This window comes from Stenotrophomonas sp. P2112 (genome assembly GCF_041897515.1).
Classification (GTDB): Bacteria; Pseudomonadota; Gammaproteobacteria; order Xanthomonadales; family Xanthomonadaceae; genus Stenotrophomonas; species Stenotrophomonas sepilia.
In genome coordinates this window covers 4,275,818-4,298,376 of the sequence record NZ_CP169216.1, presented here as the reverse complement: position 1 = coordinate 4,298,376, position 22,559 = coordinate 4,275,818, and the positions used below count along the sequence as shown (strand labels likewise).

Genomic DNA, 22,559 nt, shown 5'->3' with positions numbered 1-22,559 from the left:
GCCGGCCGCTGGCCGGCATTGCCCCCGATCTGTGGGGTGCCGGCCAGCGGCCGGCACTACCGGAACATCGCCGGCGTTGTCTATCGGGGTCATTGCCGACATCGTGGACGATGCCGGCATCCTGATTGGTCGGTTGCGACAATCGACACTTTGCGGTGTATTTTGACCGCCACTTAACAACCGATCCGCAATGACGTGATGCATTTCGCATCGTCACCTCCGGTCGGTATGCTGTGCCGCATGCAGCCAAAGAAATACGCCCTGCCGCTGATGGTCCTGTCGCTGGCCGCCACTTCCGTGGTCCATGCGCGCGGCACCATCGACAAGGTGGACATCAAGGGATTGGACAAGGGCGACGACGCCGCAATCATCGAGAACATCCAGGAATCGCTGTCGCTGTACGACACGATCGGCAAGGAGCAGGGCGAATCGCGCCTGGAGTACCTGCTGTCGCAGGCCGAGCGGCAGACCCGCCAGGCGCTGGAGCCGTTCGGTTACTACAACCCGGTGATCAAGGTCGAGGCGCCGCGTGAGGACGAGCACGTGCGCGTGCTGATCCATGTCGACAAGGGCGCCCCGGTGACCGTGCGCCGCGAGCACATCGACATCACCGGCCCGGCGATGTACGACCAGTACCTGCAGGACGACCTGGCCGCCTTCAAGCCCCGCAAGGGCCAGCGCTTCGAGCACACCCAGTACGAAGCCAGCAAGATCACCATCACCCGGCGCCTGGCCGAGCGCGGCTACTTCGATGCCGACTACACCCAGCGCCAGGTGCAGATCACCCGCGCCGACAACGCCGCCGACATCGACCTGACCTGGGACAGCGGCCGCCGCTACAACATGGGCCCGGTGCGCTTCGAGCAGGATTACTTCGTCGACAAGCTGTTCGATCCACTGGTGTACTGGGACCAGGGCAGCTACTACCACGAGGGCAAGCTGGACCGGCTGCGCGAGTCGCTGACGAAGCTGGACTACTTCAGCGTGATCGACATCCAGCCGCGCCCGGACCAGGCCGACGAGAACGGCGAAGTGCCGGTGGACGTGAAGCTGACCCGGGCCAAGCGCACCATCTACACCGCAGGCCTGAGCTACGGCAGCGAGAGCGGCCCGGGTGTGCGCGGTGGCATCGAGCGGCGGTTCCTGAACAACCGCGGCCACAAGATGAACACGCAGCTGGACTATGCGCAGAAGCGCAAGAGCCTGGTTACCAGTTACCGCATTCCGGCCTTCAACTGGCTTGATGGCTGGTACACCTTCGCTGCCAGCGCGTATGACGAGCAGACCGACTACATCGACCTGCGCAACTTCAAGCTGATCGCCAGCCGCAGCGGCGAGATCAACGAACACTGGACCGCGATCGCCTCGATCAACGCGCTGCGCGAGCGCTGGCGCTATGCCTCCGGCACCGAATTCACCGACGCCGTCTACAACACCTCGACGCTGGTGTACCCGCAGATGGTTGCCGACTACGTCAACGTCGACGACGAGATGTTCCCGCGCAAGGGCATCAGCGGCGCTGCGACGGTGCGTGCCGGCGTGGAAGGCGCCGGCTCGGATACCAGCTTCGTGCAGGCCAACGCCGTGTTGCGCTGGTACATCCCGGTGGGTGAAAGCAATCGCCTGATCCTGCGCGGCGAGGGCGGCACCACCTGGACCAGCGATCTGGTGGCGATGCCGCCGAGCCTGCGCTACTTCGCCGGTGGTGACCGCAGCATCCGCGGCTACGCCTACCGTGAGGTCGGCCCGCGTACGCCGAAGCCGGACAAGTACGCGCTGGGTGCCAAGAACCTGGTGATCGGCTCGGCCGAGTACGAGCACTACTTCAACGGTGGCCCCTGGGGTGCGGCGGTGTTCGTCGATACCGGCAGTGCCTTCGACAACACCATCGACCTGCATACCGGCGTCGGCTTCGGCGTACGCTGGAAATCGCCGGTGGGCCCGGTGCGCATCGACGTGGCGCACGGCCTGAACAACCCGGATTCGCAGTTCCAGCTGTACCTGAACATCGGAGCGGACCTGTGAGCACGCCCGCACCGACCCCGAACACCCCGCCGCCACGCGTGCGTTTCTATCGCCGTCGCCGCTTCTGGGCATGGTCCGGCGCCGGCGTGATCGGCCTGGTGCTGCTGGCCCTGCTGGCGGTGTACTGGCTGCTGCAGACCGTGGCCGGCCGTGACGTACTGCTGGCCCAGGTGGTGGCGCGGCTGCCGGTGGGCGCCAGCTTCACCTGGGACAAGGTGGACGGCCCGGTGGCCGGACCGCTGACCCTGTACAACGTCGACTTCCGCTATGACGACATCCATTTCCACGCCGAGCGTGCGCACCTGGAGCCGGACCTGCGCCCGCTGCTGGGCCGCAAGCTGCTGCTGGACAAGCTGGAGCTGACCAACGCGACGTTGAACCTGGCCAAGAGCGATGAGCCGTTCAAGCTGCCGTCGTGGCCCGATTCGCTACCGCAGATCGAGATGCCGCTGGCGATCCAGGCCGATGCCATCGCCATCGATGGCTTCCGCATCAGCCAAGCCAACGAACCGGTGATCGACATCAGCCGCGTGCGCGGCGGCATCGAGATCGCCAACGGCGAGTTCCAGGCGCACAAGCTGGTGGTGGACAGTGACATGGGCAACTTCACTGCCCAGGGCCGTTACATCCCGGCCAAGGACTACGACACCGACGTGACGGTGACGGCGGTGTTGCCGGCACCGCGTGGGCGCACAGCCGCTACCGTCGGCCTGGTCGCCCGCGGTGACCTGTCGCACATGGAAGTGGCGGTGGCCGGGCGTGCACCGAAGCCGCTGCACGCGATGCTGGTGTTCAATGGCCGCACCGACCCGACGTGGAACGCCAGCGTGCGCAGCGACGAGCTGGATCTGGCGTTGCTGTCGCCGGCCTTGGCGAGCTCGGCGATCACGCCGTTGTCGCTGGATTTCACCGCTGCTGGCAAGGGCGGCAATGCCAACCTGCGTGGCAGGGTGAAGCAGGGCGAGCAGGAACTGGAACTGGCACCGTCCATGGTGTCATTGCAGGACCAGGTACTGAAGGTCTCGCCGCTGCTGCTGAAGGGCCTCGGTGGCGAAGCCCGCCTGGAGGGCACCGCCGATTTCAGCCAGGAAAACCAGCAGAAGCTCAACTTCTCGGTGGTCGCGCGTGACCTGACCTATGTACCGGCGCCCGATCCGAACACCGCCGGCAGCGCACCGGTGCCGGTCACTCTGAAGGAAGCACGCTTCGGCCTGGCCGGTACCCTGAAGGCCTGGGCGGCGATCGGCCGCGCCGAGGTCGAACGCGAAAAGCAGAAGGCGCAGCTGCACTTCGATGTGCGTGGCAACGACCAGGCCGCGTCGATCCACCAGCTGCAGGCGCAGACGCCCGGTGGCCAGCTGCAGGTGGAAGGCCAGGTGGCGTGGGCGCCGCAGCTGGACTGGGACGCCAAGGCCACGCTGAAGGACTTCGACCCCGGATATTTCGTGCCGGGCTGGAACGGCCGCCTGTCCGGCAACCTGGCCTCCAAGGGCCGCCAGCTGCCGCCGCCGGCCAATGCCGCACCGGGCACCTCGGGTACGCTGGAAGCCACGGTGGACCTGCCCTCGCTGAAGGGCATCCTGCGCCAGCGCAATCTCGACGCACAGGGCAAGTTCGCACTGCAGGGCGCGCAGGGCCAGGGTGACCTGAAGCTGTCGCTGGGCAGCAGCCGGGTGACCGTGTCGGGCAAGGTCGGCGACCGCCTCGACATCGATGCGCGTTTCGAGCCGCTGCAGTTGAGCGACCTGCTGCCGGCCGCCGACGGTGGCCTGCGTGGCCAGGTACAGGTGAAGGGCCCGCGCGATGCGCCGGACATCACCGCTGACCTGGTCGGCAACAACCTCAACTGGGATGGCTACGGTACCGAGAGCGTGAGCATCAAGGGCCGCCTGCCGTGGCGCGGCGACAGCGGCACGCTGGCCGTGCAGGGCCAGCAGGTCAACGCGGGCATGCTGCTGGAGCGGCTGAACATCGACGCACAGGGCAGTGTGTCCAACCTGCGCCTGGCCGCGCAGACCCGCAACGAGATGGGTGCGGTCGAGCTGCAGGGCAGCGTGCGCCAGCAGGGCACGCAGTGGCGTGGCGAACTGGCGTCGCTGCGCATCGCACCGGTGAAGGGCGATGCCTGGGCGCTGCGTGCACCGGCGGCGTTCGCGATCAACGGCAGCACCTACACCCTGTCCGAAGCCTGCCTGGCCGCCGCGAGCAGCGGCGCGCTGTGCGCACAGGCCAACTGGCCGCGCGAAGGCCTGGTGGTGCGCAGCGACGCGCTGCCGCTGGCGCTGGTGCAGCCGTGGTTGCCGCCGCAGTCCGGGCGCCGCATCTACCTTCGCGGCGATGTCAGCCTGGACGCGCACATCCGCCCGCGCGGCAACGCCTGGGAAGGCCATGTGGAGGTGCGCTCGAAGGAAGGCGGCGTGCGCCTGGGCGAGAACCGCAACACCGTGGGCGATACCACCCGCGGCGAGCTGGTGCGCTATGACCAGTTCTCGCTGAAGCTCGACATGACCCCGGCCAGCATCAAGGGCTACCTGGGCATGGGCTTCCAGGGCAATGGCTTCGTCGACGCCAAGATGCAGACCGGCTGGGAAGCCAGTGCGCCGCTTAATGGTGAGCTCTACCTCAACATGTCGCGGCTGTACTGGCTGGAGCTGTTCTCGCCGGACATCGTGCGACCGACCGGCCTGATCGAAGGCCACGTCAGCCTGCGCGGGACGCGAGGCCAGCCGTCGCTGGGCGGTGACGCACAGCTGAGCAACTTCAAGGGCGAATTCCCCGCGCTGGGCCTGACCTTCGACCAGGGCAAGGGCAGCTTCGTGGCCCAGCCCGATGGTTCGGCCAAGATCACCGCGCAGGCCAACTCGGGCCAGGGCACGCTGTACGTGGACGGTGGCCTGTCGTGGTTCGGCGATGCGCAGCCGCTGCAGCTGAAGATCCATGGCGAGAACGTGCTGCTGTCCAACACCAGCGAACTGCGCATCGTCGCCAACCCCAACCTCGACTTCACCCTGGCCAAGGCGGCGATGGAGCTGCGCGGCACCGTGCACGTGCCCGAGGCCGACATCGATCTGGAACGCTTGGACCGCGGCACCTCGGTGTCCGAAGACGTGGTGGTGCTCGACCCGGCCGATCCGGAAGAGTCGCGCACCTCGCCGCTGGACATGGACCTGACGGTCAGCCTGGGCGACAAGGTGAAGATGACCGGGTTCGGCCTGAAGGGCGCGCTGACCGGCAAGATGCAGGTCTGGGCCAAGCCCGGCCGCGAAATGACCGCCAATGGCGGCCTGGAAGTGAGCGGCCGCTACAAGGCGTATGGGCAGGACCTGACCATCACCCGTGGCAACCTCAACTGGAACTACAACGCGGTGTCCGACCCGCGCATCAACATCCGCGCCGAGCGCCGCATCGGTGATGTCACCGCCGGCATCGACGTGACCGGGCGTGCCCAGCAACCGCGTGCCGACGTGTGGTCCGATCCGGCGATGTCGCAGTCCGAGGCACTGGCCTATCTGGTGCTGGGACGCAGCCTGACCGGCGCCAGCAGCGACCAGGCGCAGCAGGTCAACGCGGCCTCGGCGGCGCTCTCGGCTGGCAGTGGCCTGCTCGCCTCGCAGCTGGGTGCCAAGCTGGGCCTGGATGATGCAGGCGTGAGCCAGTCGCGCGCGCTGGGTGGTTCGGTGATCGGCGTCGGCAAGTACATCTCGCCCAAGCTTTACGTGGGTTACGGCGTGTCGCTGGTGGGCGCCGGTTCGGTGATCACGCTGAAGTACCTGCTGCGCCGCGGGTTTGATGTGGAAGTGGAATCGAGCACGGTGGAAAACCGTGGTTCGATCAACTGGCGGCGGGAGAAATGACCGGGTCGGGGGCGGCGCCCTTTCGTTGAAAGGGTCCGACCCCCGGCTTCTTCAGCTGCGGCGCAGCCGCTGGCGGTGCCCGGACAGGTCCATGCTCCACAGCAGCAGCGCACCCAGCAGCGCCGGCAGCACGCTGAGCACGGACAGCATCATCAGGAATGACACTGGCAATTCCATGCGGACGGGCTTGCCCCGGCGCAGCTGGTAGCGGATCCATGCCGTGGCCAGCACGGTCCAGGCCAGCAGCCAGCACAGCGGTGCCAACCACAGCGAAGGCGAGGGCACCCACAGGTAGACGGCGGTACCGACCACTGCGATGGCTGCGCAGGCGACCGGCAGGGCCAGCCAACGCAGCCGGGAAGGCGGCACGGACGGGTCTTCAGGGGCGCTCTGCCAGACGAACAGATGACGCAGGCCAATGGCCAGCAGCGTGCCGAGCAGTGGCGCCAGCGCTGCCGTGCCCAGCACGATCGCCCTGCGCTGCTCTTCCGACTGGTAGGGCAGCAGCGTGTTGGCGATCTGGGTGGTGGCCAACGCGATGAAGGCCATCAACGTCAGCGCCACGCTTGCCAGCAGTGCACGCAGCAATGACAACTGTGCTGCGGTGAGGCGGGTGACATCGCTGGCGCCGGCCCAGAAGCGGGCTTGGCCCGCATCGATGCCGGGCGGCAGAGGACGGTCCTCCTGGCAGCCCAGTACGTCCATCAACGCTGCGGCCTGGCGCGGCACGCGCAGCGGCAGCGCGGACATCAGGTTGCGCAGGTGCGAACGCGGTTCGCGCAGCTGCTGAAGGCGGCTGGCAGCGTCATCGTGGCTGGTCCAGCGTCCGCCACGCGCCTCCATCTGCTGGGCCAGCAGATCGGTCTGCGCGGGCAGTTGCAGCCAGTCCTGCCAGGCGTGTTCGGCCAGCTCGCGCAGTTCGCCTGGTGCCAGGCCGCAGCCCGCGTCGTCCCAGCCGAAGGCCTGGTAAAGCGCCGCGGCTTCGGACAGGTTCATGGGCGCCTGCCGCGCGCGCAGCGCCTGCAGCACCCTAGCACTGGCTTCAGCGCGCTCGTCCAGGGACCACTGGCTGCGCAGACCCTGCAGGTACACCGCGAAAGGTTGCGGGTCGGTGGATTTGGCGCGCTCCAGCAGGTCCATCCAGTTGCTCATGGGTTTGCCTCGTGTGGGGGCTGCAGGCTTGAACGATCACTGTCTGCATTGCCGGGGGAGCTGGAAAATGCCCCGCGGAGGATTGCGATGGCGGCCAGCAGGGCGCACGTCAGAAGCAGTGCCAAAGCGACCGTTCGCCGCGTGAAGCGTCTGCGTGACGGCACGGAATGGTGCAGGGCGTCGCATGCGGCCGCCCAGAACATGACCTGCCTGCGCTGCAACGGCGGTGGGAGCGCCACGTGCGCCATCACAGGCACGCCGACAAGGTAATGCAGCGTTTCACGCATTTCGTGCCGCGTGCCCGCGGACAGCGCCTGGATGCGCGCGCGCAGTGGGTGCCAGGGGCCACTGAGCCGGGCGACACGGGTGCGGGCCTGCACCACCGAAACCGGCGCATTCTCAAGATGCATGTAACGGGCGAGCGCGGTCTCGTTGCCTGGCACCAGCAACCAGCACAGGTGCATGCTGTGGCCGAGGGCGGCCATGTCGTAGCACTCGCGGATACTGTCCCGGTCATACCACTGGAAGCGGTCGGCCAGCTGCTCGAAGTTCGCTTGCGGGAACGGCGTAGTGCCCTTCATCAGCCGTTGCCAGGTTGCCAGGTTCACCGCGCCAGCATCCGCAGGGGGCTGCGGTTCCGGGGACTGCTGCAGCCAGGCTGCGAAGTCTGCCGGATCGCGTTGCTGACCGTTGCGGACGATGCGGTCGGCAAGCGCCTCGGCGGCAGATGGCCCTGTCGAATGCGTGGTGCCCAGATCGATTCCTGCGATCATCGGTCCTTCCCTAGTATCCGTGCCTGATTCTAGCCAGCATCGGTGCCCCCAACCATCAGCCGTTGCCCCATGCGGCCCCAGCGGCTATGGTCCCGGGCTGTTCTGTCGTACCGGATTGCCTCATGTCACCACGCAAAGCCCTTCCCACCGCCCTGGCCCTGGGCCTGACTCTCGCCGCCGGTGCCCACGCCGATGAAGGCATGTGGATGCCGACCCAGCTGCCGGACCTGGCCAAGCCGCTGCAGGCCGCTGGCTTCAAGGGCAATCCGGCCGACCTGGCCAATGTCACCGCGCCGCCGCTGAGCGCGGTGGTGCGCGCGGGCGGCGGCACCGGCTCGTTCGTGTCCAGCGACGGCCTGCTGCTGACCAATCACCACGTGGCGATGGGCGTGATCCAGTACAACAGCTCCCCAGAGCACGACCTGATCAACGGTGGCTTCATCGCCAGGGACCGTGCCGATGAGCGCCCGGCCAACCCGGACTTCCGCGTGCTGGTCACCGTCGGCTTCGACAAGGTGACCGACCAGGTGCTGGCGCAGGCCCGCGGCAAGACCGGCCGTGCCTACTTCGATGCCGTCGATGCGGCCAGCAAGCAGATCGTGGCCGAATGCGAGAAGGATGGCAGCGTGCGCTGCTCGGTGGCCAACATGTACTACGGCACCGACTTCTACCGCATCGCCCAGCTGGAACTCAGCGACGTGCGCCTGGTGTACGCGCCGCCGCGTGCGATCGGCAACTATGGCGATGAGATCGATAATTTCATGTGGCCGCGCCACACCGGCGACTTCACCCTGCTGCGCGCCTATGTGGGCAAGGACGGCAAGCCGGCCGCCTACAGCAAGGACAACGTGCCCTACCAGGCGCCGGCACACCTGCAGATGTCGGTGGAGGGCCCGAAGGAGGGCGACTACGCGATGCTGGCCGGTTATCCGGGCATCACCTACCGCCACCGTACCGCGGCAGAATTCGCCGGCCAGATCGACACCGTGCTGCCGCGCCGCGTTTCGGTGTTCCAGCAGATGATCGACACCATCGAGGCGGCAACTGCCAAGGACGCGCAGGCACGTACCCGTTACGCTTCGCAGCTGCAGTCGCTGAAGAACAACCGCAAGCGCGCCGCCGGTGAGCTGGAAGGTCTGCTGCGCAGCGACGCCAAGGCCCAGCGTGCCGCCGACGAGACCGCGATGCTGGCCGCCACCGACCGCAGGTACCAGAGCGACATCAAGGCGCTGCTGGCCAACCTGTCACAGGGCGCGGCGGTGGGCGAGCGTGACCTGCTGCTGGACCAGATGGCCGCACAGAGCCAGTTGCTGCGCTCGGCGCTGCTGCTGGAGCGCCTGCGCATCGAATCGGCCAAACCGGACGCGCAGCGCGAGAGCGGTTACCAGCAGCGCGACCAGGCGATGATCGAAGGCGTGCTCAAGCAGGTCCAGCGCCGCTACGCACCGGAGGTCGAGAAGGCCCTGCTGACCACCCTGCTGACCCGTTACCAGCAGCTGCCGGACGCGCAGCGCGTGGCCGAGTTCGACGCCGCCTTCGGCCGTACCCCGCAGCAGCTGGCCAAGGCACTGGATACCCTGTACGCCGGCACCCAGCTGGGTGACGAGGCGCAGCGCCTGTCGCGCTTCGCGGCTGCGCGCGAAGGCAAGGCCCTGGCCGCCGATCCGCTGATCGCCGTGGCCGGCCCGCTGGTGGCCGCGCAGCTGCGCATCGAGAACGAAAGCAAGACCCGCGAGGGCGAGCAGCTGCGCCTGCGCCCGGCCTACATGCAGGCGCTGTTCGCCTGGCGTGCCAAGCAGGGCCGCGCCGTGTACCCGGATGCCAACCGCACCCTGCGCATCAGCTACGGCAAGGTCGAGGCACTGCACCCGCGCGATGGCGTGACCTACTCGCCGGTGACCACCGTGGCCGGCATCGTCGAGAAGAACACCAACGCCTATCCGTTCGACGCACCCAAGCCGCTGCTGGCCGCGATCGCCAAGGGTGACTTCGGCAGCACCGCCGATCCGGCACTGAAGACCCAGACGGTCAACTTCCTGACCAACCTGGACACCACCGGCGGCAACTCCGGCTCGCCGGTGCTCAATGCCAAGGGCGAACTGATCGGCCTGAACTTTGACAGCAACTGGGAGTCGGTCAGCGCCAGCTGGTGGTTCGACCCGCGCTACAAGCGTGCCGTGCACGTGGACATGCGCTACCTGCGCTGGCTGCTGGCCAAGGTCTACCCGGCGCCGGAACTGCTGAAGGAAATGGGCGTGCCGGCCCAGTAAGAAGCCGGCCACGACCCACGGTCGTGGCCCGCACCGCGTAAGCCCCTACACTGGTGGGGGCGGTTGCCCCCAACGAGCCCGTACACCCGGCCGCGCCTGGCCTACACTGCGGGTTCCTCCGACGGAAACACACGCGTGGTCTCCAGTTGGGTCCTGCTGCTGGTCTCGGTTGCCTATGCCGCGCTGCTGTTCGGCGTGGCGTGGTGGGGCGACCGTCGGCCGATGTACCCCGACCGGCCGTGGCTGCGGCCGGTCGTCTACAGCCTGGCGCTGGCGGTGTACTGCTCGTCGTGGACCTTCTACGGCGCGGTCGGCACTGCCGTGCGCAATGGCGTGGGCTACCTGCCGATCTACATCGGCCCGCTGCTGCTGCTGTTGTTCGGCTGGCGCATCATCGAGCGCCTGGCGCTGATCGCACGCAGCCAGAACGTGGTCTCCATCGCCGATTTCATCTCCTCGCGCTTCGGTCGCTCGCGGCGGCTGGCGGCGCTGGTGGCGATCATCGCGCTGATCGGCATCATTCCGTACCTGGCGTTGCAGTACAAAGCGGTGGCGATGAGCCTGCAGGTGCTGACCGGCAACACCGGCCCGACCGGGTTCTTCACCGACCCGGCGCTATACGTGGCATTGCTGATGGCGCTGTTCGCCACCCTGTTCGGTACCCGCCAGGTCGATGCCACCGAGCACCACCACGGCATGATGCTGGCGATTGCCTTTGAATCGGTGATCAAGCTGCTGGCGATGCTGGCGGTGGGCGTGTTCGCCTACCTGTGGCTGAGCAACCGCACCGACGCGGTGGTCGAGTCGGTGCATACGCTGTTCACCGGCCTGCCGCCGGTCGGCTTCATCTCGCAGACCCTGCTCAGTTTCCTCGCCATCATCTGCCTGCCGCGCCAGTTCCACGTGGCCGTGGTCGAGTGCGGTGACGTGCGCGACGTGCGCCGCGCGCGCTGGATGTTCGGCGGTTACCTGGTGCTGATCTCGGGCATGGTGCTGCCGATCGCCACCGCCGGCGTGACCCTGTTCGGCACCGGCGGCGGCGTCGCCGACGACTCGATGGTGCTGGCGCTGCCGTTGGCCGAAGGCCGCAATGCGCTGGCGCTGATCGCCTACGTGGGCGGCTTCTCGGCGGCCACCGGCATGGTCATCGTCTCGTCCATCGCGCTGGCGACCATGGTCAGCAATGATCTGGTGATGCCGGTACTGCTGCGTCGGAGCGGTGACCACCAGGAAGCCGCTGACGTCGCCTCGCGCGTGTTGTGGATCCGCCGCCTGGCGATCCTGCTGCTGGCGCTGATGGCCTACAGCTACTACCGCACCAGCAGCAACGACAGCACGCTGGCCTCGTACGGCCTGATGGCGTTCGCAGCGGTGGCGCAATTCGCGCCCGGCCTGATCGGCGGCCTGTACTGGCGCGGTGCCAGCCGGCGCGGCGTCGAAGTGGGCATGCTGCTGGGCTTTGCCACCTGGCTGTACACCCTGCTGCTGCCGGCGATGACCATGGCCGGCTGGGTCGACGCCGCCTGGGTACAGCACGGCCCGTTCGGCATCGAGTGGCTGCGTCCGCAGCAGCTGTTCGGCATGTCCGGCTGGGACCCGCTGACCCACGGCACGTTCTGGTCGCTGCTGGTCAATGCGGCCACGATGATGCTGGTGTCCGCACGCTGGCGGCCCGGCGTCGACGAGCGCCTGCGTGCGGCACCGTTCCTCGACCCGTATGCCGAGCGCCCGTCGGTGGCCGGCGGCTGGCCCGGGCATGTGCATGTGGGCGACCTGCTGGCGCTGGCTTCGCGCGTGGTCGGCGAACGCCATGCACGGCGTTCGTTCTTCGAGCAGGCGCAGTCGCTGGGCCGTGAGCTGCAATCCTCGGCACCGGCTGACCGGCCGTGGGTGCAGTTCACCGAGCGCCTGCTGGCCGCCTCGATCGGTGCGGCATCGGCGCGCCTGCTGCTGACCAGCCTGCTGCGTGGCTCGGGCATGGACCTGGGGGAAGTGGTGGCGGTGCTGGACGAAGCCGGGCAGGAACTGCGCTTCAACCGCGAGATCCTGTCGACCACGCTGGAGAACATCAGCGCCGGGGTCAGCGTGGTCGATCCGGACATGCGCCTGACCGCGTGGAACCGCCGCTACCAGGACATGTTCGGTTACCCCGACGGCATGCTCTACGTGGGCCGCCCGGTGGCCGACCTGATCCGCTACAACGCCGAGCGCGGCGAGCTGGGCGAGGGCGATATCGAAGTGCAGATCAACCGCCGCATCGGTTACATGCGCGCCGGCTCGCCGCACGTGTTCGAGCGCACCCGCAGCGACGGCAAGGTGATCGAGATGCGTGGCCAGGCGCTGCCCGGCGGCGGTTACGTGACCAGCTACAACGACATCACCGACTACAAGCACGCTGAAAGGGCGCTGCTTGAAGCCAACGAGACGCTGGAACAGCGCGTGGCCGAACGCTCGCATGAGGCCGAGGTCGCGCAGCAGTCGAAGACCCGTTTCCTGGCGGCGATCAGCCATGACGTGCTGCAGCCGTTGAATGCGGCGCGCCTGTTTGCGTCCGCGCTGCGCGACAGCGATCACGTGAGCGACGAACAGAAGCATCTGGCCGAACGCGTGGACGCGTCGCTGCGCGCTGCCGAAGAACTGCTTGATGGCCTGCTGGACGTGTCGCGGCTGGATGCCGGTGGCCTGCACCCGGTGATCGGCGAATTCGATGTGAGTGCGTTGATGCGCGAGCTGGCCGCGCAGTACACGCCGGTCGCCGCAGGCCGTGGCCTGCGCCTGGACCTGTTCGCGCGCACGGCCTGGGTACGCAGCGATCGCCGCCTGCTGCGCCGCGTACTGCAGAACTTCCTGGCCAATGCGCTGCGCTACACACGCCAGGGGCGCATCGTGCTGGCCGTGCGCCAGCGCGGCGACGAGGTGGAACTGCAGGTGTGGGATACCGGCCCTGGCATTCCCGAACACCACATGCGGCAGATCTTCGACGAGTTCCACCGCTACCAGCAGCCGTTCGACTGGGGCGAGCAGGGGTTGGGCCTGGGCCTGTCGATCTGCCAGCGCATCTCGCGCCTGCTCGACCATCGCCTCAATGCACGCAGCCGCGTTGGCAGTGGCTCGATGTTCTCGATCATCCTGCCGCGGGTTGCGCCCTTGCCCGGCTACACCGAGCCTGCCAAGGCGACCCAGGCCGTGGCCACACCGGTGCGCAGCGATTCGCTGGCGGGCCTGCGGGTGCTGTGCGTGGACAACGACGAGGAAATCCTCGACGGCATGCGCGCACTGCTCGGCCGCTGGCAGGTGCAGGTGATCACCGCCGCCACCGTCGACCAGGCACTGGAGAAGATCGCCGAGCGACCGCAGGTGATGCTGGTGGACTACCACCTGCACGATCGCATGGATGGCCTGGATGCGCTGGTGGCGCTGCGCGAGGCGGCCGGCTACCCGCTGCCGGGTGCGCTGCTGACCGCCGACGGACGTGACGAGCTGAAGCGGATGGCACGCGAGCGTGGCTACCGCGTGCTGACCAAGCCGATCAAGCCGGCCTCGCTGCGCGCCTTCCTGGGCGCGCTGCGGGATGCGCAATAGATCCACGCCATGCGTGGATGCGACGCCAGGTAGTGCCGGCCGCTGGCCGGCAACCACGCAATCGCTCGCTTCCGATGCGTTACCCCACGCCGTGCAGGTGTTCGTACAGGATGGTCGCGCCGATGATCACCAGGATCACGCCACCGATGATCTCCGCACGCTTGCCGACCATGCTGCCCAGCACGCGGCCGAGCATGATGCCGGCGGTCACCATGGTCAGTGTGCACAGGCCGATGACCGCGGCCATCACGCCGATATGCACGTCCATGAAGGCCAGGCCGATACCCACCGCCATCGCGTCGATGCTGGTGGCGAAGCCGGTCAGCGCCAGCTTCCAGAAGCCGTGGTGCTGCGAGGGATCCTCGTCATCCTCGGCGCTGTCCGGGCGCAGGCCGTTGTAGATCATGTGGATGCCCAGCGCACCGAGCAGGCCGAACGCGATCCAGTGGTCGAAGGCTTCGACGTACTGCAGCGCGGCGCGGCCGAGCAGCCAGCCGATGATCGGCGTGATCGCCTCGATGACGCCGAAGATGATGCCGGCACGCAGTGCATCGCGGAACACCGGCTTGCGCATGGCCGCACCCTTGCCGATTGCGGCGGCAAAGGCATCGGTGGACATGGCAAAGCCGATCAGGAGGATCGAAATGGGGGACATGGACAGCGGCTGAGGTCGGGCAAGGACGGACGCACGGCTCGCGCTCGCGCCCAACCTGACGTTGCGCGCGCGGGCCGCTGGTCTCGCCAACCATCATGGTTGTCCACGCCACGGCGCACTGGCCGAGTATGTTGACGTGGACGATTCCTGCGAAGGAATCCGGCTACTCCCCAAGGGGACGCGAAGCTTAGCATCGCGATCCGCGCGTGGCGCATTTACAGACAAACGCGCAGGCAGGGCTGGTTTGTATAGCGATGGCTATAACACGGGCCAAGCAAAGGCGTGCCAAGCAAGCTTGCCACCTACCAGGGCGGTTTCAGACGTTCCAGGCGAATGCCGGCCAGCGGCCGGCACTATCGTCAGTCTTCTTCCGGCGGCAGCACGATGGCGTCGTCGTCGATGGCCAGCTTGCCGGCCATCAGCACGGCCTGGGTGCGGTTGGTCACGCCGAGCTTGCGCAGGATGGCGGTGACGTGGGCCTTGATCGTCGCTTCGGAGACGTTGAGGTCGTAGGCGATCTGCTTGTTCAAGCGGCCAGCGCCGAGCATCTGCAGGACACGGAACTGCTGCGGGGTCAGCTCGCGCAGGCGCTGGCCGACTTCGCGTTCTTCGCTGCCGGTGGGCGGCACGTTGTGCGCTTCCGGCGGTGCCCAGGTCTCGCCATCGAGGATGGTGCCCAGCGCATGGCCGATGGTGTCCGAATCCGCAGACTTCGGGATGAAGCCCAGCGCACCGTGGTCGAGCGCGCGGCGCATCACCGTGGCTTCTTCGCGCGCGGACACCACCACCACTGGCAGCTGGGGGTGCAGTGAGCGCATGTGCACCAGTGCGTTGAAGCCCTGCGCACCGGGCATGTTGAGATCCATCAGGACCAGGTCGGCGTCGTTGTGCTGGTCGGCCAACGCGTACAGCGCTTCCACGCTGTCGGCCTCGAACAGCTGCACGCCGGGGATGACCCGCTGCACGGCTCCACGCAGGGCTTCGCGGAACAGCGGGTGGTCATCGGCAATCAGGAGGGTGGTCATGGTCGGGGGGAACCGTGGGGGAAACCAGATGGGGTCAGAGCCCTTTCCTGGTGGAAAGGGATCCGACCCCGGGTTCTGCATCAGCGCACCTTGCGCTCGTCCACCAGCGACGCCACCACCGACGGATCGGCCAGGGTCGAGGTGTCGCCGAGCTGGTCCGGCGCGTTTTCGGCAATCTTGCGCAGGATGCGGCGCATGATCTTGCCCGAGCGGGTCTTCGGCAGGCCCGGTGCCCACTGCAGGTGGTCCGGTGTGGCGATCGGCCCGATCTCCTTGCGCACCCAGGCGATCAGCTCCTTGTGCAGTTCATCGCTCGGGGCCTCTTCGGCCACCAGGGTGACGTAGGCGTAGATGCCTTGGCCCTTGACGTCGTGCGGGAAGCCCACGACCGCCGCTTCGGCCACCTTCGGATGCGAGACCAGCGCGCTTTCCACTTCGGCGGTGCCGATGCGATGGCCGGACACATTGATCACGTCGTCGACGCGGCCGGTGATCCAGTAATAGCCGTCTTCGTCGCGGCGGCAACCGTCACCGGTGAAGTAGCTGCCCGGGTAGGTGCGGAAGTAGGTATCGATGAAGCGCTGGTGGTCGCCGTACACCGTGCGCATCTGGCCCGGCCAGGAGTCACGGATGATCAGGTTGCCCTCGGTCGGGCCGTCCTGGATCTCGCCATCGGCATTGACCAGCGCCGGCTGCACGCCGAAGAAGGGCAGGGTGGCCGACCCCGGCTTGAGGTCCATCGCGCCGGCCAGCGGCGAGATCAGGATGCCGCCGGTTTCGGTCTGCCACCAGGTATCGACGATCGGGCAGCGGCTGTCGCCGACCACTTCGTAGTACCAGCGCCAGGCTTCCGGATTGATCGGCTCGCCGACGCTGCCGAGCAGGCGCAGCGACGCGCGCGAGGTCTTCTTCACCGGCTCCTCGCCTTCGCGCATCAGCGCACGGATGGCGGTCGGGGCGGTGTAGAAGATGCTCACCTTGTGCTTGTCGATGACGTTCCAGAAGCGCGAGGTGTCCGGATAGTTCGGCACGCCTTCGAACATCAGCGAGGTCGCACCGTTGGCCAGTGGCCCGTACACGATGTAGCTGTGGCCGGTGACCCAGCCGACGTCGGCGGTGCACCAGTAGATGTCGTCCTCGCGCAGGTCGAACACCGCTTCATGGGTGTAGGCCGCGTACAGCAGATAGCCGCCGGTGGTGTGCAGCACGCCCTTCGGCTTGCCGGTGGAGCCGGAGGTGTAGAGGATGAACAGCGGGTCTTCCGCGTTCATGCGTTCCGGTTCGCAGGTGGACGGCTGGCTGTCCACCACATCGTGGAACCAGCGGTCGCGCGGGGCCTGCATGTCCACCGCGCCGCCGGTGTGGCGCACCACCAGCACGGTTTCAACCGTGTTCGTGCCCGGCAGCTTCAGCGCGGCATCGACGTTGGCCTTCAGCGGAATCCTGCGGCCACCGCGCAAGCCTTCGTCGGCGGTGATGATCAGCTTGCTCTGGCAGTCGCTGACGCGGTCGGCGATCGAGTTCGGCGCGAAGCCACCGAACACCACCGAGTGGATTGCACCGATGCGCGCGCAGGCCAGCATGGCTACTGCGGCGTCGACGATCATCGGCAGGTAGATGGTGACGCGGTCGCCTTTCTTGACCCCAAGGTTGCGCAGCGCATTGCCGAGGCGGCAGGTGCGCTCATACAGTTCGCGATAGGTCACGTGCTGGGCCGGTGCATCCGGGCCGTCCGGCTCGAACAGCAGGGCGGTCTTGTCGCCGCGCGTCTCGAGCTGGCGATCCAGGCAGTTCACGCTGGCATTGAGCTCACCATCCTCGAACCACTTGATGTGGAAGTCGGACAGGTCGTAGCTGACGTTCTTGATCTTCGTCGGCTTGCGCATCCATTGCAGGCGCTCGGCGGCCTTGCCCCAGAATCCATCCGGGTCGGTCACCGACGCCTGGTACTGCTGTTCATAGGTCTTCTTGTCGATGCGTGCCTTGGCGGCGAACTGCGGATCGACGGGGTAGATATCAGCCATGGCACCCTCACTTGCACGTTGACTTTGTATGTGCGGTCGCAGCATCGCAACGACCGATCCCCCTCAGTTTGCCCCATCCACCCCCGGCCGCGTCACCACCCTGGTTAGACCATGGTCGAAAGTGAGCGCCCTGCAGGGCCGGGTTCGACCAATGGCGAATAGCCGCTATACATAATCGCCCCGCAGTCTCGGCTCGACCGTGCCCCACGCGCGGCATCACCTTGCCACTTGGGAGAGAGGGCAACATGAGCCACCGTACGTTGAAAGCCGTGCGCACACCTTTGGCGGCCTGCCTGCTGGTCGCCCTGGTCGCACCGGGCATGGCGTTCGCAGAGACCGCCAAAGAGAAGGCACTGGAAGCACGCGTTGCCGAACTGGAACGCCAGGTCCAGCTGCTGCTGTCTTCGCAGCAACAACAACAGACCCAGATCAGCCAGAACCAGCAGGCGGTAACCGAAGTGCGCACGGTGCAGGCCGAGCAGAAGCCGGTTGCACAGGTGCCGGCCGGCAAGCAGCCGATCCAGGTCACCACCATCACCCCGGGCGCGGCACCGGGCACCACGGTCAAGATCGGCGGCTTCATCAAGGCCGACTTCCTGGCCACCCAGACCAGCGATGGCCAGCTGGCCGACGACGCCACCGGCCGTTCGCTGTACCTCCCGGGCCAGACCCCGGTGGAAGGCGCCGGCGGCACCGGCAAGCGCTCGGGCACCGATTTCAACGCCCATGCCAAGTTCTCGCGCTTCAACCTGGGCATCGACAACGTCAGCGAATCGGGCAACAAGGCCGGTGCGTTCTTCGAGATGGACTTCTTCGGCAACTCGCTGGGCAACCAGACTGCCACCAATACCTACGGCGTGACCCTGCGCCACGCCTACATGTACTGGAACAACTGGCTGGCCGGCCAGACCTGGTCCAACTTCATGGACGCGGCCGCACTGCCGGAAGCGGTCGACTTCGTCGGCCCCACCGACGGCGTGATCTTCGTGCGCCAGGCCCAGGTGCGCTACACCCAGGGCGGCTTCAGCGTCGCGCTGGAAAACCCGGAAACCACCACCCTCACCGGCACCCGCAACCCGGTCACCGGCGCCTGGACCAACGCCAGCGCCAACTCCGACCGTGGCAGCCTGCCCGACCTGACCCTGCGCTATGGCTGGAAGGGCGACTGGGGCACCTTCGGTGTCGGCGGCATCGTCCGCCAGTTGAAGGTCGACAACCAGGCGACCGGCGCGAAGGCCGACAAGGTGGCCGGCGGCCTGACCCTGGGCGGCAAGTGGGTGATGGGTGACAGCGATTCGCTGCATTACCAGCTGACCGGTGGCGAAGGCATCGCCCGCTACATCGGCCTGGGCATCACTGCCGACAGTGCCTATGACGTGGCCCGCGACGAACTCAACCCGACCGGCGTGCTGGCCGGCTATGTCGGCTGGCGGCATGCGTTCTCGCCGAAGCTGCGCACCAACCTGATCTACGCGCGTAGCGACTACGACAACGACAGCATCCTCGGCCCGCTGGTGACCAAGAGCGTGCAGAGCATCCGCGGCAACATCTTCTATTCGCCGCTGCCCAAGGTCGATATCGGCGCCGAGCTGATGTATGGCCGTCGCGAAGTGGAGAACGGCAACAAGGGTGACATCACCCGGTTGCAGTTCACTACGAAGTACAGCTTCTAAGAGCGTGCCGGCCAGCGGCCGGCACCTACCGAGATGGGGTGCCGGCCAAGGTCGGCATCTACCGAATTGAGTGCCGACCAACGGTCGGCACCCACCAACAACGATTGCTTCGGAGGGGAAGCGTCCCATGTCCAGTACACCCAGCACCGCACATAAAGCGGGCACCCTGACCAAGGGCCACAAGAAGGTCATCTTCGCCTCGAGCCTCGGCACGGTCTTCGAGTGGTATGACTTCTTCCTGTACGGCTCGCTCGCGGCCATCATCGCCAAGCAGTTCTTCAGTGGCGTCAATGAAACCACGGGCATGATCTTCGCCCTGCTGGCGTTCGCCGCCGGCTTCTTCGTACGCCCGTTCGGCGCGGCCTTCTTCGGCAGCCTCGGCGACCGCATCGGCCGCAAGTACACCTTCCTGGTCACCATCCTGATCATGGGCATTTCGACCTTCCTGGTCGGCGTGCTGCCCAACTACGCTTCGATCGGTTTCGCCGCTCCGGTGATCCTGATCATCCTGCGCCTGGCCCAGGGCCTGGCGATGGGCGGCGAGTACGGCGGTGCCGCCACCTACGTGGCCGAGCACGCGCCGGACGACAAGCGTGGCCTGTACACCAGCTTCATCCAGTGCACCGCCACGCTCGGCCTTTTCCTGTCGCTGCTGATCATCCTGGCCTGCCGCATGACGCTGGGCAACGAGGCCTTCGAAGCCTGGGGCTGGCGCATTCCGTTCCTGGTGTCGATCCTGCTGCTGGGCATTTCGGTATGGATCCGCCTGCAGCTGAGCGAATCGCCGCTGTTCCAGCAGATGAAGGCTGAAGGCAAGGGCTCCAAGACCCCGTTCCGCGACAGCCTGAAGGGCGGCAACCTGAAGCTGATGTTGCTGGTCCTGCTCGGTGCAGCGGCTGGCCAGGCCGTGGTCTGGTACGGCGGACAGTTCTACGCGCTGTTCTTCCTCAGCAGCATGCTGAAGGTCGATGCCACCACCTCCTACCTGCTGATCGCCGCAGCGCTGGCACTGGGCACGCCGTTCTTCATCTTCTTCGGCTGGCTGTCCGACCGCATCGGCCGCAAGAAGATCATCCTGGCCGGCTGCCTGCTGGCGGCCATCACCTACATCCCGATCTTCAAGGGCCTGACCCACTTCGCCAACCCGGCCATCGAAGAAGCGCGCAGCAGCTCCCCGGCACTGGTCGTCGCCGACCCGGCCACCTGCTCGTTCCAGTTCGATCCGGTGGGCCTGCGCAAGTTCACCAGCTCCTGCGACGTGGCGACCGCCGCGTTGACCAAGGCCGGTGTGCCGTACGACGTGCAGCCCGCCGCCGCCGGTTCGCTGGCGATGGTGAACGTGGGCAGTGCCAGCGTCACCTCGTATGAGGCCGCCGGCCTGACCAAGGAAGAAGGCAAGGCCAAGGCCGATGCGTTCGGCGCGGAACTGAAGACCGCCCTGACCTCTGCCGGCTACCCGGCCAAGGCCGATGGTGCGCGCATCAACATCGCCGGCACCATCTTCATGCTGTGGCTGCTGGTGCTGTACGTGACCATGGTCTACGGCCCGATCGCCGCCTACCTGGTGGAACTGTTCCCGACCCGCATCCGCTACACCTCGATGTCGCTGCCGTACCACATCGGCAACGGCTGGTTCGGTGGCTTCCTGCCGGCGATCTCGTTCGCGCTGGTGGCCGGTACCGGCAACCTGTACTACGGCCTGTGGTACCCGATTGCGATCGCACTGATGTCGGTGGTGATCGGCGGCCTGTTCCTGCGCGAAACCAAGAACGTGGATATCACCAAGTAACCGGCGTGCCGACCAACGGTCGGCACCCACCGGGTTTCAGGGGCCGCGGTGCAGACCGCGGCCTTTCTGTTTGTCGACCGTGTCCACTGGGTTCGCATTCCGGTAGTGCCGGCCGCTGGCCGGCAAACCCATGAATCTCCGAAGACATGAACCCATTGCCGGCCAGCGGCCGGCACTACCATGGCGTTGCGCAGCACCCCGTATAGTCGGCCCATGACGACCACCGCCCCAGCCGACCTTCCCGCCCTCCTGCACACCCTGCGCAGTACCTGGCAGGCCCAGCGCCCTTCGCTGGACCAGCGTGAAGCCGACCTGCGCCGCCTCCGCGAAGCGCTGAAGCCACGCCTGGACGAAATGGCCACGGCCATCGCCGAGGACTTCGGCCACCGCGCCCACACCGAATCGAAGCTGGCCGATGGCATGAGCGTGCTGTCGGCCATCGACCACCTGCGCCGCCACCTGCGGCGCTGGTCGAAGCCGCAGCGCGTACGGGCCGGCTGGAAGCTGTGGCCGGCGCGCGCGCAGCTGCGGCCGACGCCACTGGGTGTGGTCGGGGTGATCTCACCGTGGAACTACCCGGTCACGCTGGCGCTGGTGCCGCTGGCCACCGCCATCGCTGCCGGCAACCACGTACTGCTGAAGCCTTCGGAACACACGCCGCGCACCAGTGCGTTCCTGGCCGATCTGCTGGCCAGCGTGTTCCCGCCCGATCGGGTGGCAGTGGTGCAGGGTGGGGCAGACGTGGCGGCGGCAGTGTCGTCGTTGCCGCTGGACCATCTGCTGTTCACCGGCTCGACGGCCGTCGGCCGCAAGGTGATGGCCGCCGCCGCTGAGCATCTGGTGCCGGTCACGCTGGAGCTGGGCGGCAAGTCGCCGGCCATCGTCTGCCGCGATTTTCTGCTGGACAAAGCCGCCGCGCGGCTGGCCACCGGCAAGTGGTTCAACGCGGGCCAGACCTGCATCGCGCCGGATTATGTGCTGATCGATACGGTCCGCCAGCGCGAGTTCGTACAGGCGCTGCAGCAGCAGGTGCGCGAACGCTATGGCGACTTCAGCAATGCCGACGACTACACGCGCATCATCAACGAGGGCCAGTACCAGCGCCTGCAGGGCTATCTGGTACAGGCGCGGCAACGCGGCGTGCCGGTGATTCCGCTGGCGCAGGTCGACGAGGCGCGCGCCGACCGCGAGCGCCTGCTGGTGCCGACCGTGGTGCTGGACCCGCCGGACGACCTGGACCTGATGCGCGAGGAGATCTTCGGCCCGATCCTGCCGGTGCGGGCCTACCCGGATCTGGAGGCGGCGCTGGCCGACGTGCTGTCCCGTGACCGGCCGCTGGCGCTGTATCCATTCAGCCACGATACGGCGACGGTGGAGCGCATCCTCGGCCAGGTGGTGGCCGGTGGGGTGACAGTGAATGACACGCTGCTGCATTTCGCCGCCGATGGCTTGCCATTTGGTGGGGTGGGGGCCAGCGGCATGGGCGCGTACCACGGGCGGGCCGGGTTCGATGCGATGAGCAAGCGGCTGCCGGTGCTGTGGCAGTCGCGCTGGGCCGCCAGTGACCGGCTGCGGCCGCCGTATTCGAAGATTGCGGGGTTGTTGAAGCTGCTGCTTCGGTAGTGCCGGCCGCTGGCCGGCAACTGCGGGGTCCTGCCGACGGTTCATGGGGTTGCCGGCCAGCGGCCGGCACTACCGGTGGGTGCAAACCTTGGTTGGCACGGGGGCGGCCATGCG

General features: G+C 67.1%; 12 protein-coding genes and 1 riboswitch. Of the genes, 7 read left to right on the top strand and 5 right to left on the bottom strand.

Annotation, left to right across the window (positions count from 1 at the left end; translation table 11 throughout):
• The first annotated feature begins 228 nt into the window (after positions 1-228).
• Positions 229-2,025 (top strand): autotransporter assembly complex family protein, encoded by a 1,797-nt coding sequence (locus tag ACEPA4_RS19760; RefSeq protein WP_032954656.1) that lies wholly within the window; start codon positions 229-231, stop codon positions 2,023-2,025.
• Positions 2,022-5,879 (top strand): translocation/assembly module TamB domain-containing protein, encoded by a 3,858-nt coding sequence (locus tag ACEPA4_RS19755; protein WP_262090209.1) that lies wholly within the window; start codon positions 2,022-2,024, stop codon positions 5,877-5,879. Before ACEPA4_RS19760 ends, ACEPA4_RS19755 begins: the two co-directional genes overlap by 4 nt.
• A 51-nt stretch (positions 5,880-5,930) precedes the next feature.
• On the opposite strand, the gene ACEPA4_RS19750 is transcribed toward ACEPA4_RS19755, so the two are convergent.
• Both ACEPA4_RS19750 and ACEPA4_RS19745 read right to left on the bottom strand, forming a co-directional pair.
• Positions 5,931-7,031: a hypothetical protein gene (locus ACEPA4_RS19750; RefSeq protein WP_065177807.1), complete on the bottom strand. Its 1,101-nt coding sequence runs from the start codon at positions 7,029-7,031 to the stop codon at positions 5,931-5,933.
• Positions 7,028-7,804, bottom strand: a complete 777-nt coding sequence (locus tag ACEPA4_RS19745; protein ID WP_065177808.1) for a hypothetical protein — start codon at positions 7,802-7,804, stop codon at positions 7,028-7,030. Before ACEPA4_RS19745 ends, ACEPA4_RS19750 begins: the two co-directional genes overlap by 4 nt.
• Positions 7,805-7,926: 122 nt before the next feature.
• Here ACEPA4_RS19745 and ACEPA4_RS19740 point away from each other — a divergent pair, with 122 nt between their 5' ends.
• A complete protein-coding gene (locus ACEPA4_RS19740) occupies positions 7,927-10,074 on the top strand; it encodes a S46 family peptidase (protein WP_053498782.1) in 2,148 nt (715 codons plus the stop codon).
• A 135-nt stretch (positions 10,075-10,209) separates the two neighbouring features.
• A complete protein-coding gene (locus tag ACEPA4_RS19735) occupies positions 10,210-13,656 on the top strand; it encodes a PAS domain-containing hybrid sensor histidine kinase/response regulator (protein WP_139728016.1) in 3,447 nt (1,148 codons plus the stop codon).
• A gap of 79 nt (positions 13,657-13,735) precedes the next feature.
• Here the strand turns inward: ACEPA4_RS19735 and ACEPA4_RS19730 are convergent, their stop codons facing one another.
• The 3 genes from ACEPA4_RS19730 to acs form a co-directional block, all read right to left on the bottom strand.
• Complete coding sequence (locus ACEPA4_RS19730; RefSeq protein WP_005420421.1) at positions 13,736-14,311, bottom strand: manganese efflux pump MntP family protein; 576 nt, start codon at positions 14,309-14,311, stop codon at positions 13,736-13,738.
• Positions 14,312-14,399: 88 nt separating this feature from the next.
• A riboswitch (yybP-ykoY riboswitch) is annotated at positions 14,400-14,489 on the bottom strand.
• 181 nt (positions 14,490-14,670) lie between these two features.
• A complete protein-coding gene (locus tag ACEPA4_RS19725; protein WP_005420420.1) occupies positions 14,671-15,336 on the bottom strand; it encodes a response regulator transcription factor in 666 nt (221 codons plus the stop codon).
• Positions 15,337-15,416: 80 nt separating this feature from the next.
• A complete protein-coding gene (gene acs / locus ACEPA4_RS19720) occupies positions 15,417-17,360 on the bottom strand; it encodes an acetate--CoA ligase (RefSeq protein WP_053498791.1) in 1,944 nt (647 codons plus the stop codon).
• 245 nt (positions 17,361-17,605) lie between these two features.
• Between acs and ACEPA4_RS19715 the strand changes: the two genes are divergently transcribed.
• The 3 genes from ACEPA4_RS19715 to ACEPA4_RS19705 all read left to right on the top strand — a co-directional run bounded on the left by ACEPA4_RS19715 (position 17,606) and on the right by ACEPA4_RS19705 (position 22,445).
• Positions 17,606-19,033 (top strand): DcaP family trimeric outer membrane transporter, encoded by a 1,428-nt coding sequence (locus tag ACEPA4_RS19715; RefSeq protein ID WP_164092777.1) that lies wholly within the window; start codon positions 17,606-17,608, stop codon positions 19,031-19,033.
• A 127-nt stretch (positions 19,034-19,160) separates the two neighbouring features.
• The gene (locus ACEPA4_RS19710) at positions 19,161-20,822 is read left to right on the top strand and encodes an MFS transporter (protein WP_005420402.1); all 1,662 of its coding nucleotides are present in this window, start codon (positions 19,161-19,163) and stop codon (positions 20,820-20,822) included.
• Between the two features lie 213 nt (positions 20,823-21,035).
• Positions 21,036-22,445 (top strand): coniferyl aldehyde dehydrogenase, encoded by a 1,410-nt coding sequence (locus ACEPA4_RS19705; protein WP_164092778.1) that lies wholly within the window; start codon positions 21,036-21,038, stop codon positions 22,443-22,445.
• The last annotated feature ends 114 nt before the right edge of the window (positions 22,446-22,559 follow it).

Bases quoted from the DNA above. Each gene is read 5' to 3' on its own strand.
- ACEPA4_RS19760 (WP_032954656.1), top strand. From the start codon at position 229: ATGCTGTGCCGCATGCAGCCAAAGAAATACGCCCTGCCGCTGATGGTC.
- ACEPA4_RS19750 (WP_065177807.1), bottom strand. From the start codon at position 7,031: ATGAGCAACTGGATGGACCTGCTGGAGCGCGCCAAATCCACCGACCCG.
- ACEPA4_RS19745 (WP_065177808.1), bottom strand. From the start codon at position 7,804: ATGATCGCAGGAATCGATCTGGGCACCACGCATTCGACAGGGCCATCT.
- ACEPA4_RS19740 (WP_053498782.1), top strand. From the start codon at position 7,927: ATGTCACCACGCAAAGCCCTTCCCACCGCCCTGGCCCTGGGCCTGACT.
- ACEPA4_RS19730 (WP_005420421.1), bottom strand. From the start codon at position 14,311: ATGTCCCCCATTTCGATCCTCCTGATCGGCTTTGCCATGTCCACCGAT.
- ACEPA4_RS19725 (WP_005420420.1), bottom strand. From the start codon at position 15,336: ATGACCACCCTCCTGATTGCCGATGACCACCCGCTGTTCCGCGAAGCC.
- acs (WP_053498791.1), bottom strand. From the start codon at position 17,360: ATGGCTGATATCTACCCCGTCGATCCGCAGTTCGCCGCCAAGGCACGC.
- ACEPA4_RS19715 (WP_164092777.1), top strand. From the start codon at position 17,606: ATGAGCCACCGTACGTTGAAAGCCGTGCGCACACCTTTGGCGGCCTGC.
- ACEPA4_RS19710 (WP_005420402.1), top strand. From the start codon at position 19,161: ATGTCCAGTACACCCAGCACCGCACATAAAGCGGGCACCCTGACCAAG.
- ACEPA4_RS19705 (WP_164092778.1), top strand. From the start codon at position 21,036: ATGACGACCACCGCCCCAGCCGACCTTCCCGCCCTCCTGCACACCCTG.